Origin of the sequence: Arcobacter defluvii (genome assembly GCF_013201725.1) — a bacterium.
Classification (GTDB): Bacteria; Campylobacterota; Campylobacteria; order Campylobacterales; family Arcobacteraceae; genus Aliarcobacter; species Aliarcobacter defluvii.
Map to the genome: position 1 here is coordinate 234031 of NZ_CP053835.1, position 11922 is coordinate 245952.

General features: G+C 28.2%; 12 protein-coding genes. 6 read left to right on the top strand and 6 right to left on the bottom strand.

Annotated elements, in window-relative coordinates; translation table 11 throughout:
• The first annotated feature begins 12 nt into the window (after positions 1–12).
• The 3 genes from ADFLV_RS01285 to ADFLV_RS01295 all read left to right on the top strand — a co-directional run bounded on the left by ADFLV_RS01285 (position 13) and on the right by ADFLV_RS01295 (position 3443).
• Positions 13–1293 carry a 3-isopropylmalate dehydratase large subunit gene (locus tag ADFLV_RS01285; RefSeq protein WP_014472978.1) on the top strand — a complete coding sequence of 427 codons (1281 nt, stop codon included), beginning with the start codon at positions 13–15 and terminating at the stop codon, positions 1291–1293.
• Positions 1293–1898, top strand: coding sequence for a molybdenum cofactor guanylyltransferase MobA (mobA, locus tag ADFLV_RS01290; protein WP_129012134.1), 606 nt, complete (start codon positions 1293–1295; stop codon positions 1896–1898). The genes ADFLV_RS01285 and mobA overlap by 1 nt, the downstream gene beginning before the upstream one ends.
• Before the next feature lie 78 nt (positions 1899–1976).
• Entirely contained in the window at positions 1977–3443 is a 1467-nt protein-coding gene (locus ADFLV_RS01295) for an NAD(P)/FAD-dependent oxidoreductase (protein ID WP_014472980.1), read from the top strand.
• A gap of 297 nt (positions 3444–3740) precedes the next feature.
• Here the strand turns inward: ADFLV_RS01295 and rplT are convergent, their stop codons facing one another.
• The 4 genes from rplT to thrS all read right to left on the bottom strand — a co-directional run bounded on the left by rplT (position 3741) and on the right by thrS (position 6873).
• Positions 3741–4097, bottom strand: a complete 357-nt coding sequence (gene rplT / locus ADFLV_RS01300) for a 50S ribosomal protein L20 (protein ID WP_014472981.1) — start codon at positions 4095–4097, stop codon at positions 3741–3743.
• 102 nt (positions 4098–4199) lie between these two features.
• Positions 4200–4397, bottom strand: a complete 198-nt coding sequence (gene rpmI / locus ADFLV_RS01305; RefSeq protein WP_014472982.1) for a 50S ribosomal protein L35 — start codon at positions 4395–4397, stop codon at positions 4200–4202.
• 143 nt (positions 4398–4540) lie between these two features.
• Positions 4541–5068 carry a translation initiation factor IF-3 gene (gene infC, locus ADFLV_RS01310; RefSeq protein WP_014472983.1) on the bottom strand — a complete coding sequence of 176 codons (528 nt, stop codon included), beginning with the start codon at positions 5066–5068 and terminating at the stop codon, positions 4541–4543.
• Positions 5065–6873, bottom strand: a complete 1809-nt coding sequence (gene thrS / locus ADFLV_RS01315; protein ID WP_129012136.1) for a threonine--tRNA ligase — start codon at positions 6871–6873, stop codon at positions 5065–5067. The genes infC and thrS overlap by 4 nt, the downstream gene beginning before the upstream one ends.
• 95 nt (positions 6874–6968) lie before the next feature.
• On the opposite strand from thrS, the gene ADFLV_RS01320 reads away from it, so the two are divergent.
• Positions 6969–7499 carry a hypothetical protein gene (locus ADFLV_RS01320; protein ID WP_228712413.1) on the top strand — a complete coding sequence of 177 codons (531 nt, stop codon included), beginning with the start codon at positions 6969–6971 and terminating at the stop codon, positions 7497–7499.
• A 28-nt stretch (positions 7500–7527) separates the two neighbouring features.
• On the opposite strand, the gene ADFLV_RS01325 is transcribed toward ADFLV_RS01320, so the two are convergent.
• Positions 7528–9114 carry a DUF3373 domain-containing protein gene (locus ADFLV_RS01325; RefSeq protein ID WP_129012137.1) on the bottom strand — a complete coding sequence of 529 codons (1587 nt, stop codon included), beginning with the start codon at positions 9112–9114 and terminating at the stop codon, positions 7528–7530.
• A gap of 99 nt (positions 9115–9213) precedes the next feature.
• Positions 9214–9534 (bottom strand): hypothetical protein, encoded by a 321-nt coding sequence (locus ADFLV_RS01330; protein ID WP_014472987.1) that lies wholly within the window; start codon positions 9532–9534, stop codon positions 9214–9216.
• A gap of 87 nt (positions 9535–9621) precedes the next feature.
• Here ADFLV_RS01330 and ADFLV_RS01335 point away from each other — a divergent pair, with 87 nt between their 5' ends.
• Positions 9622–10950 carry an NFACT RNA binding domain-containing protein gene (locus ADFLV_RS01335; RefSeq protein ID WP_129012138.1) on the top strand — a complete coding sequence of 443 codons (1329 nt, stop codon included), beginning with the start codon at positions 9622–9624 and terminating at the stop codon, positions 10948–10950.
• Positions 10951–11070: 120 nt separating this feature from the next.
• The gene (locus tag ADFLV_RS01340) at positions 11071–11847 is read left to right on the top strand and encodes a complement resistance protein TraT (protein ID WP_014472989.1); all 777 of its coding nucleotides are present in this window, start codon (positions 11071–11073) and stop codon (positions 11845–11847) included.
• Positions 11848–11922 lie beyond the last annotated feature (75 nt).

An 11922-nucleotide genomic window follows, 5' to 3' on the forward strand; every position in this document is an offset into this window, starting at 1 on the left:
CAGGAATATTTTATGGGTCAAACAATAACAGAAAAAATTTTTAGTGAACATGTAGGAAAAGTTGTATATGCAGGTGAAATCGTAAGAAGTCCAATTGATATGGTAATTGGAAATGATATTACAACTCCTATTTCAATTAGAGCTTTTGAAGATGGTGGTTTTGAAAAACTTGCTAATCCAGATGGTTTTGCAATTGTTTTAGACCACTTTATCCCAGCAAAAGATATAGCTTCTGCTAACCAAGCAAAAATCTCAAGAGATTTTGCAATGAAACACAATTTAAAAAATTTCTTTGATGAAAAAGATATGGGAATTGAGCATGCATTATTACCAGAAAAAGGTTTAGTAATCCCTGGTGATGTTATTATTGGAGCAGATTCACATACATGTACTCATGGTGCATTAGGTGCTTTCTCAACAGGTATGGGAAGTACAGATATCTCTTTTGGAATGATTACAGGTGGTAACTGGTTTAAAGTTCCAGAATCAATTAAAGTAGTATTCAAAGGTAAACCAGCACCATTTGTTACAGGAAAAGATTTAATTTTAGAAATTATTAGAATTTTAGGTGTTGATGGAGCTTTATACAAAGCTTTAGAATTTACTGGTGATACAATTCAATATTTATCAATGGATGATAGATTCTCTTTATGTAACATGGCTATTGAAGCAGGTGCAAAAAATGGTATTGTTGCATATGATGAAATTACAAAAGAATTCTTAGATAAAGTAAGTGCTGCAAATGGTGGATTAAGAGCTGAACCAAAAATTCACTATTCTGATGATGATGCAAACTATTGTCAAGTTATTGAAATAGATGTAGCAAAATTAGAACCAGTTATTGCATATCCTTTCTTACCATCAAATGGTCACTCAGTTTCTCAAGCAGTTAGTGATAATATTAGAGTTGATCAAGTATTTATTGGATCATGTACAAATGGAAGATTAAGTGACTTTAAAATGGCTGCTGAAATTTTAGCAGGTAAAAAAGTAGCACGTCATGTAAGACTTATCTTAACTCCTGGAACTCAAAAAATTCTTAGAGAAGCAACAAAACTTGGTTACATTGACACTTTAGTTGATGCTGGAGCAGTTGTTTCAAATCCCACATGTGGAGCATGTTTAGGTGGATATATGGGGATTTTAGGAGATGGAGAAGTTTGTATCTCTACAACTAACAGAAACTTTGTTGGAAGAATGGGTTCAAGAAGTTCAAAAATTTATTTAGCAAATAGTGCAGTTGCTGCAGCATCTGCAATTTCAGGATATATAACAGATCCAAGAAGCTTATAATGGATATACTTCCATTTGAAATACCTTGTGTAATTTTAAGTGGAGGTAAAAGCTCACGAATGGGAGAAGATAAATCTCTTCTCCCTTTTCTTCATAATAATTCTATAATTGAATATCAATACCAAAGATTAAAACCTTATTTTAAAGATATTTATATCTCTTCAAAAACGAATAAATTTGATTTTATTGATGAAACAACACTTATTTTAGATGAAAATAAAGATATATATTCTCCAATACTTGCATTAGATACAATTTTTGAGAAATTAAATAATCAAAAAATTTTTATAATAACTGTTGATACTCCATTTGTAACTATAGATTCAATAAAAAGAATTATTGATGAATCAATTGATGTAGATATATGTGTAGCTGAAACTGAAAAAATACATAATTTATGTGGTGTATTTTCATCAAATATAAGTTTAACTATTAAAACAATGCTAAAAAAAGATATACATAAAATTTTTTATTTGATAAAAAATAATTTACATAAAATTATAAATTTTTCTAATGATGATGAATTTATGAACATAAATAATAAAAATGAATATGAAAAATCATTATCTTATATAAATAAAAATAATAATTCTTATAAATTTTAACAACTAATATATAAGTGGCTTATTATATCTTTTTTGTTATTCTATAGACATAGTTTTTATAAAAAAAAGGAAATTAAAATGGCAAAAAATGAACTAGAAGAAGCACTAGAACTAGTTGATTCAGAGATAAAAAAAGCTGGAATTTCAAGAAGAGAAGCTTTTAAGTTAGCAGGATTAGGTTCAGCAGCTTATTTATTTTCAGGAACTAATGCAGAAGCAAATACAGAGGCAAAAGCAAGTGAAGCAACAGGGAAAATTGTGATTATTGGAGGGGGATTGGCTGGTATTTCAACTGCAGCAAGATTAGTTAATCATTTATCAAATCCTGATATTACAATTGTTGAACCAAATCCAAAATCAGTAACATATCAACCAGGGACTACATTAGTTGCATCAGGAATTTACAAAAAAGAAGATATTGATTACAATACAAAAGATTTTTTACCAAAAGGTGTAACTCTTTTAAAAGATAAAGCAATTGATTTTAATCCAGAAGCAAATAAAGTTGCATTAGAATCAGGGGAAACACTAACTTATGACTTTTTAATTGTAACTGCTGGAATAGCATTAGACTATGGTGCGATTAAAGGACTAGAAGAGATAGGAGATGCTTATACAGCAGGAGATGCTTCTAAAATACTAAAAGTATTTGGCGATTCTGGTGTTACATCTGTTTATAATGTTGATTCTGCTGTTGCTATGTGGGAACAAATGCAAAAATTTGTACAAAAAGCAAAAGATGGACAAAAAGTAAAAGGTGTGTTCACTGACCCAAATACTGCAATAAAATGCGGTGGAGCACCAAAGAAAGTTATGTATTTAACAAATGCTAGATTAAATGAAGCAAAAGCAAGAGCGAATGCCGAATTAACATTTTATGCAGATAGTGGAAAATTATTTGGTGTAAAAGAGTATGCAGATGCAATTGAAAAACAATTTATAGCAAGAGATATGAAATGGAATTTTAATCACAATTTAATTGCAGTTGATATAAATAAAAAAATTGCAACTTTTGACAAACACTGGCAAGAAAAAGGTGCATATGATAAAGATCTAGAAGAGTATGAAATGGTAACTAAACATCAAAACATTGAAGTACCATTTGATTTCTTACATATTACACCTCCACAAAAAGCTCCAGATGAAATAGGAAAATCTGCAATTGGTTCAGCTAAAGGGTGGGTACCTGTTAATAAAGAAACATTGCAACATGTAAAATATAAAAATATTTTTTCATTAGGTGATATTGCCGCTGTTCCTATGGGTAAAACAGGCGGAAGTGTAAGAAAACAATATAAAGTATTGGTTGATAATTTAATTGCCGTAATGGAAGGGAAAGAGCCAACAGCAAAATATGCTGGTTATACAGTTTGTCCTTTAATAACTGATATAGGAAAAGTAATGTTAGCTGAGTTTGATTGGACAGCAAAACCAACTCCATCTTTCCCTCTTGATCCAACACAAGAAAGATATATTTGGTGGTTATTAAAAGTTTATTTATTAAAACCTATGACACAGTATGGTATGTTAAGTGGCAAAGCATAAGGTTAATTCTTGAAAAATGAATTAACAATTTTTTTATGTGTTCTTATACTCTTAAGTATAGGAATGCATTACAAAGAGTTTTTAAATTATCCTCTTGAACATTTTTTTGCATTGCCCAATTCATCTGTATATGGATTTGGATTTTTACATCCTTTATTTTTTTCAATTATTATTTATATATTGTTATTAATACCGAGGTTTGTTTTTAGATTAATTTTGAGAAAAAAGTAAAAAAATATTTTAAATAAAAAAAAGGGTAGAAAGTTTCTTTCTACCCTTTTTTATGTTTTTGCAAATTTATTTTAGTGCAGCTTTAGCAGTAACTACTAATGATGCAAATGCAGCAGAATCATTCATAGCCATATCAGCTAAAATTTTTCTATCTAATTCTAAACCAGATAATTTTAATCCGTTCATGAATCTTGAGTAGTTAATATCATTTAATCTACAAGCTGCATTGATTCTTATAATCCATAATTTTCTAATATCTCTTTTTTTCTGTCTTCTATCTCTAAAAGCATAAACTAAAGATCTTTCTAATTGTTCCTTAGCTTTTCTAAAGTGTTTTCTTCTACCACTGAAGAATCCTCTAGCAGCTTTTAATACTTTCTTATGTCTTCTTCTTCTAACAACACCAGTTTTAACTCTAGGCATATATATTTCCTTTCTTAACCATTATTTCTAATAAGGTGTCAGCAATAAGCTGAACTTTTCCATCTTTGATGGAGGGACAAAAATTACTTAAATTTTAAGTAATTACGCTTTACATAATGCTACAAGTATTCTTCCAGCATCTGTACTATGTACAGTTTTTGGTCCTCGTAGGTTTCTTTTTCTTTTTTGAGTCATTTTAGTTAAGATATGGCTTCTAAAAGCTGAACCTCTTTTAATTGACCCATTTTTCTTCACTTTAAATCTTTTTAAAGCGCCACTAACAGTTTTCATTTTTGGCATTGAAGAATCCTCCTTATAAATTTGCATTTTCATAATATTAATGAAAAAGTTTTGGATTTTACTGAAATTTTGTTTAGTTTAAGTTTAAATGTAAAAATTTAAGGGGAGAAAAGAAGAGTTTTACTTCTTCTTTTATTGTGAGTTTAGTCTTTTTTAGGAAGAACCATAAGATTTACGTATCTTCCTTCAAGTTTAGGTTCTTTATCCATAATAGCAATGTCTTCTAGCATAGGCCAAATTCTGTTTAGTACATCAATTCCTGATTGAGGATTAGCCATTTCTCTACCTTTTAAGAAAACTCTAAATTTAACATGATTTCCTTCATCCAAAAATTCTCTTGCATGTTTAACTTTGTAATTGATATCATTTTCAGCAATTTTTACTGAAAGTTTAATCTCTTTTATTACAATAACTTTTTGATTCTTTTTAGCTTCTTTTTTCTTTTTTTCTTGTTGGTATCTAAATTTACCATAATCCATAATTTTCGCAACAGGTGGTTTTGCATCAGGTGCAACTAAAACTAAATCTAAGCCCATTTCATCTGCAAGATTTAATGCATCAGAAGTTGAAATAATTCCATAATTCGTCCCCTCATCACTTGTACACCTAACTTCTTTTGATGTAATCATTTCATTCATGATTACATCATCTTTTCTTTTGTCTTTACTCAAATTTTGCTCCCGTTTTTGATTTCATTTAGCATTGAAATAAATTCTTCTTTGCTCATGTTTGATTGTTCTCTAGTTCTTCTATTTCTTAATGCAACAGATTTATTAGCAACTTCTTCATCTCCAATAACAACTATCATTGGAACTCTTTGCTTTTCTGCCATTCTAATTCTTTTATTTAAACTTTCATTCATGTTGTAAATTTCAGAATCCATATCATCTTCTAATAAACATTTTTGTAATTCTTTTGCATATTCAATATGAGAATCAGCAATTGGCACAAAAATAACTTGTGTTGGAGCAATTATAAATGGAAATTCTCCCGCACAGTGTTCAGTTAAAATACCAATAAATCTTTCAAAAGAACCAAGTATCGCTCTATGAATCATAACAGGTTGTTCTTTTTCACCTTTTTCATTTATATATTCAACTTCAAATCTTGAAGGTAAATTCATATCAACTTGAACTGTACCACATTGCCATTTTCTTCCAATAGCATCAAGAATTTTAATATCAATTTTTGGACCATAGAAAGCTCCACCACCTTCATCAATTCCATAAGAGATATTATTTTCATCTAAAGCATCCATAATACCTTTTGTAGTTTTTTCCCAAAAAATATCATCACCAATAGCTTTTTCAGGTTTTGTAGAAACTTCAATTTCATATTTAAAATCAAAAACTTTTAATAAAGTATCAACAAACTCTAATACTTCAAAAATAACTTGTTTTATTTGATCTTGTGTACAAAATATATGTGAATCATCTTGAGTAAATTCTCTTACTCTAAATAATCCATGCATAGCTCCACTCATTTCATGTCTATGAACAACACCATATTCAAAAAGTTTTTTTGGTAGTTCTTTATATGAAACAAGATTATTTTTAAATATTTGAATATGTCCAACACAATTCATTGGTTTTATTCCATACTCTTGATCATCAATAGTAGTAAAATACATATTTTCTTTATAGTTTGCATAGTGACCAGATATTTTCCACATTTCTGCTTTTAAAATTTCAGGTCCTCGAACAGGTTCATAACCTCTAATTCTGTGCGCTTTATAAAGTAGGTGTTCTAATTTACTTCTTAATCTTGCACCTTTTGGTAACCACATAGGCAGACCAGCACCAACATCATCATTAAATGTAAATAGTTCTAATTCTGTTCCTAATTTTCTATGGTCTCTTTTTTTAGCTTCTTCAAGCATTCTTGTATAATCAAAAAGTGCTTGTTTATCAAAGAACGCAATTCCATAGATTCTCGTAATCATTTCATTCTTTTCATCACCGCCAAGATAAGCTCCAGCTACTCTTGTTAATTTGAAACTTCTAATCATTCTTGTATTTGGTAAGTGAGGACCTCTACATAAATCTTCAAAATCACCTTGCTTATAGATTGTTAAAGTTTCATCTTTGATATTTTTTAGAACGGCTTGCTTTAATTCATCATTTTTAAACTTTTCAAAGAATTCTTCTTTTGAGGTTTCATGTCTTGTGATAGGAAGTTTTCTATCCGCAATTTCTTTCATTTTCTTTTCAATAGTAGGTAAATCGTCATCTGAAATTTTACTTTCTACTTTGAAATCATAGTAAAAGCCTTCTTTTACAACTGGTCCAACGAAGAATTTTGCCTCAGGATAAAGTTCTTTGATAGCCTGAGCCATTAAGTGTGCACATGAGTGTCTTAAAATATCTAAAGATTCTTTTGAATCATCAGCTTTTATCTCTTCTCCTTGGATATTTAGCGCGTCTGCAGTTTGAAGGTCATAAATTTGACCATCTTTTAATATTCCAATAGGTTCCAATAATTTCCTTTTTTTCTTAATTATTTATTAAATTATGTTTATTTTACCTCAAAATGACTTAAACTTAATGAGATATGATTTAATTTAGTGAAATTTTGTTACAATTGGCTATGATTTTAAATGTATCAAAAATAAAAACAGAAAGTTTATTGTTATTTTGTAAAGATTTAATTTTATCATATAAAGATAAGATTGATACTAATAATTATGGTATTGATAAAGAGATTATTGACAATTTTAATGATATTGGAAATGATATGTTAAAACAAATTTTGAACGTAACATTTCCTGAAAATTATTATATACAAAATAGAAAACATTATAGAATTAAAGCTATTTTAGATGGATACAATTTTATAAATAAAGAAATATCAAAAAACTTGAAAGAAAATGAATCTTTTAATCCTTCAATGCTTTATTTTTCACTTCTTGCTCTTTGGTTTAAAGAATTAAATAAAGAATCTCGTTCTAAAGAATATATATATTTTATTTTATATCCTTATTCACATATTTACGATGATTTATTAGTTAAAATGAAAAATAAAGAGTTTAAAAATTTAAATATAAAAATGATTGAATTAGCTGAAAAAATTATTTATAAATTTGATAAATATGATTTAAAATAAAAGAGGAAACCTCTTTTATTTTATAAAATTAGAATTTATATCTCATATAAGCTCTAACATCTTGTGCTTCAGATACTGCACTTCCTGCCGCTTCAGAAATAGCTACAGGTGTTCCATCAGCTCCAAAGAATGAGTTTGAACCTGTGTAGTCATAATCCATAAATACATAACTAACACCAAAACTTAAAGCTTTAGTTAATTTTTGAGTTCTATAAACTTCCCAAGCTTGACCTCTTGTTGCAATTTTACTTCCAGCATATGTGTCTTCGCCATAAGTCATTGATCTCCAGTATTTACTTCCTTTATTCCATTCAAATCCTATTTTTGCATTGTCTGGATCGATTGGACAAGGTGCATTTACTCCTAACCAAACAGAATATCCATTTTCAGAATCAGTTGAACCTAACATTCCACCTGGAATATCATTTGGATTTGTTTTACTCATTGCAAATGAAGCAAAAGCAATAGTATTATCTAAATAATCAGAAATACCATTTCCAATTCCTTCAGTTTTAAATAAAACCGTTGCTAAATCAATATCACCAACATCTTTAAATGAAGGTGTTGCCATTTGTAAAGCATAAGCATTATTTACATCTGTTGGATTCATAGAATAATTATAGTAGGCTGTATTAAAATTATTTAATGATTGTCCATCAAATCCAATTAAATTCCAAGCATGTGAATATTGCATATGAACAGAATATTGACCATCATCATATGGTACGGCAATAAATCCTAACATATCAACATCAACATTTTTATCATCATCAGATGCATAAGCAGTACCTGACATATCAAATCTAGGTTTAGCATTAGTTAAACCTCTTCCTCCACAGATTTTAAACCAAGAACCTGTAAGTCCAGTTAAACTTTGTGTATCAAATTTAAGTGAGAAACCATCAAATTCAACATCAACTGTATGTGATAGCGGAGAGTTTGGTTGTTGATCATTTCTAATATTGATTGGTAAACCATCTGTTGAAGGTCGTCTTCCAACTGATGCTGCCCATGGAATATCAGCTCCAAATAATTTTTCTTTTTGATATAACCAATAAGCTTCTTTTAATTTTATACTATTATCTGTTGCATTTTCATTTGTAACCCAGTCAAAGTTTGCATAACCTGGATTTGTATTTGATTGGCTATGATCAGCTGTATCTCCAAAAGCTTTGTTATAAGATAATTTACCATGGAATGATGAATTATCATCTGCCTTGTATCCCATACCTAACCATAATCTATTTGTTAGAAGTGCGTTATTTTTAGATTTTGAACCATCAACATGTTTATATTGGATATTATCAACTTGTGTTCTAAAATCAACATCCCATTTTAAATTATCATTTCCACTTTGAATTTTTGCAGCTGTTGCAGTTTTTGAAACTGTATCAAGTTTTTTTTCAATTTTCTCAATTCTTTTTTCATCAACTATTGTAACTGCTGGTGTTTGAGTTTTTTGTTTAGCTTCTTGTTCAGCCATTTTTTTCTCTAATGCATCAAGTTTAGCTTTCAATGCTTGTATTTGATTGTACATTTCTTTATTTAAGTCATTTGCAAATGATGTTGTAGTTAAAGCAGCAACCACAGACATTGCAATTAAATTTTTTTTCATATGATTCCTTTTATATTTGACTTCTGAATTTTACGACAATGCATTAAAAAAGGGTAAGTTCACTCACCCTTTAAAATAATTTCTTGAAAAAACATATTATTAACAAGAAGGAACATTTCCTGAATCACTTGCAAATTCAACTGTAAAGTCAAAAATATGTTCCATTGCAGATTCTTTAACATCTCCTGCTTTTACATTTGGACAAATAGTAATAACTTCTTTTTCAAAGTTTCCAGATTCTTTGATTTGTTTCCACTCTTCTTGTGTATGTTTTGCAGCAAATTTTGCTCCTGTCATTCCACAAGGTTCTTTTAGTAATTTACTAAAAAGTTTTTGTCCTTTAACTGCATCAGCTGATAAAGATGTTGATGCAACACCAAGTGCTAATGTACCCGCAATAATTATATTTAATAATTTCATATTATACTCCCTAATGAAAAATTAGGTACAATTATATCTAATGTATATAAAAATGCTCTTAGAAAATTAAATAAAAAGTGAACTAAAATGAAATATTTTTTATTAAAGGAAATAGTACAATATTTATCTTTAAATGCCCAAAATATCAAGTCAATAAGGAGAATAGACAATAATTTAATTATAATTGAATTTAATAATAGAAATATAGTCTATTTTGATGTTTCTAAAGGAAATGCAAGAATATTTAAGCATAAAAAGATTTTATCTTCTAAAAAAGATTTTAATGCGCCATTTGATGTAAGTTTACAAAAAAGATTTAACAACTCGAAAATAGAGAATTTTGAGCTTTATAACGAAGATAAAATTATAAATATTAAAGTAAATTCTTCATCTTCTTATAAAAAATTAACAACAATATTACAATTAGAGTTTACAGGAAAACACACAAATATAATCATTTTAGATGAAAATAGAGTAGTAATTGAAGCCTTAAGACATATTGATGAATTCTCTTCAAGTAGAGTTGTTAAAGTGGGACATAAGTTAGATGAAGTTCCAAAACAAAATTTTATTCCAAAGATGGAAGAGATTACTAATATTGAAGATTATTTGTATGAAATTTATGAAAAAAGTGAACTTGAAAATTTAGAAAATATAAAAAAACAAAAAATTTCACAAATTGAAAAAAAAGTGACAAAACTAAAAAAGACTATTGAATCTTTACCAAAAAAAGAAGAACTAGAATTTGAATCAAATAGTTTATATGAAAAAGCAAACTTAATTTTGTCAAATTTACATAATATTAAACCTTATCAAAAAAGTTTTAAAGTTTATAATTATGAAGGCGTTGAAATTGAAATTGATTTAGAAGGAAAAGCAAGTGCTTCAAAATATTCAAATGATTTATTTAAAAAAGCAAAAAGAGCGAAACAAAAAGCATCAAATATCTCTTTAGAAAAAGATAATTTAACTGAAAAGTTAGATTATTTATTAAGATTGATAAATAATCTTAAAAATGCAACTTCAATTGAAGAGTGTGAATTTTTATTGCCTAAAAAAGAAAGAAATCAAACTAAAACAAAAAAAGCACAATCTTTTGAAAGTTTCTTTTTTGAAGGTTATAAAATAATGTTGGGTTCTAGTGAAAGGGAAAATATTTATTTACTAGAAAATTCAAAAGCAAGTGATTTTTGGTTTCATTTAAAAGATAGACCATCTTGTCATGTAATTGTACAAAATACAAAAAAAGAAATTCCTCAAAGTGTGATAAACCAAGCAGCAACTTTATGCGTAAAATTTTCAGTTGATTATTCAGGAACTTATGAAGTAGATTTTACACAAAGAAGAAATGTTAAAATTCAAGTAGGAGCAAATGTTTTATACAATCCTTATACAACAGCAGTTGTAAGAATTTAAAGAGAATTAAATATAACATTAAAAGAATGAAATTTTACAAAATATTTTAAGTTTAAAAAAAAGAGTCATATAAGAGATATTTTGATAATATAATTTTGTTATTAATTATAAGGAGAAGGAATGAATAAAATTAAAACATTGGGATTGAGTATTGCTGTATCTGCATTATTTTTTTCAGGTTGTGCTACAACGGAACTACAAACAAGTTCAAAAATGACACAAAGTGTATTTATAAATCCTGTAGCAAAAAGTAAAAGATTAATTTTTGTTTCAAGTAAAAACACAAGTGGGCAAAAAATAAATCTTGAAAATAGTATTTTAACTGAGCTACAGGCAAAAGGATACACTATTGTAGAAGATCCAGAACAAGCAACTTATGTTTTAATGATGAATGTTTTATATTGTGATAAAAAACAAGAAAATAACGCAGCAGGTGGAGCAGTTGCAGCTGGTGCAGCTGGTGCTGGAATTTCTGCTTATAATAATGGTGGAGCAGGACAAGCAATTGGTGTTGGTTTAGGAGCTGCATTAGTTGGAGGTTTATTAGCAAAAGCTACAGAAGACACAATTTATCAAATGCAAGTTGATATTTTAATTAGAGAAAAAGCAAATGGAAAAGTTTATACTTCAAGTGCAACAGCAAATGGACAATCAAGTGTAAGTGATTCTGGTAAAGCTGGATTTATGAATACTTTCTCAGGAAATATTAAAAATACAGATGCATCTGGTAAATTAAATTCAAATATGGCTAATGCTACAGCTCAACAATATGAGACAAATTATATAGAACATAAAACTATGTTATTTGCAGAAGCTACAAAAATGAATTTAACATTACAAGAAGCTACACCAATTTTAGAAAAACAAATAGCAAATCAAATTGCTGGATTATTCTAATATCTTTTTAATTTAACATCCTATTTTTTAATAGGATGTTTCTTATTTAAACTAACATTAATTAAAACAAACAAA

What these genes read in the sequence shown, in the direction of transcription:
- ADFLV_RS01285 (WP_014472978.1), top strand. Translation starts at nt 13, where the DNA reads ATGGGTCAAACAATAACAGAAAAAATTTTTAGTGAACATGTAGGAAAA.
- mobA (WP_129012134.1), top strand. Translation starts at nt 1,293, where the DNA reads ATGGATATACTTCCATTTGAAATACCTTGTGTAATTTTAAGTGGAGGT.
- ADFLV_RS01295 (WP_014472980.1), top strand. Translation starts at nt 1,977, where the DNA reads ATGGCAAAAAATGAACTAGAAGAAGCACTAGAACTAGTTGATTCAGAG.
- rplT (WP_014472981.1), bottom strand. Translation starts at nt 4,097, where the DNA reads ATGCCTAGAGTTAAAACTGGTGTTGTTAGAAGAAGAAGACATAAGAAA.
- rpmI (WP_014472982.1), bottom strand. Translation starts at nt 4,397, where the DNA reads ATGCCAAAAATGAAAACTGTTAGTGGCGCTTTAAAAAGATTTAAAGTG.
- ADFLV_RS01325 (WP_129012137.1), bottom strand. Translation starts at nt 9,114, where the DNA reads ATGAAAAAAAATTTAATTGCAATGTCTGTGGTTGCTGCTTTAACTACA.
- ADFLV_RS01330 (WP_014472987.1), bottom strand. Translation starts at nt 9,534, where the DNA reads ATGAAATTATTAAATATAATTATTGCGGGTACATTAGCACTTGGTGTT.
- ADFLV_RS01335 (WP_129012138.1), top strand. Translation starts at nt 9,622, where the DNA reads ATGAAATATTTTTTATTAAAGGAAATAGTACAATATTTATCTTTAAAT.
- ADFLV_RS01340 (WP_014472989.1), top strand. Translation starts at nt 11,071, where the DNA reads ATGAATAAAATTAAAACATTGGGATTGAGTATTGCTGTATCTGCATTA.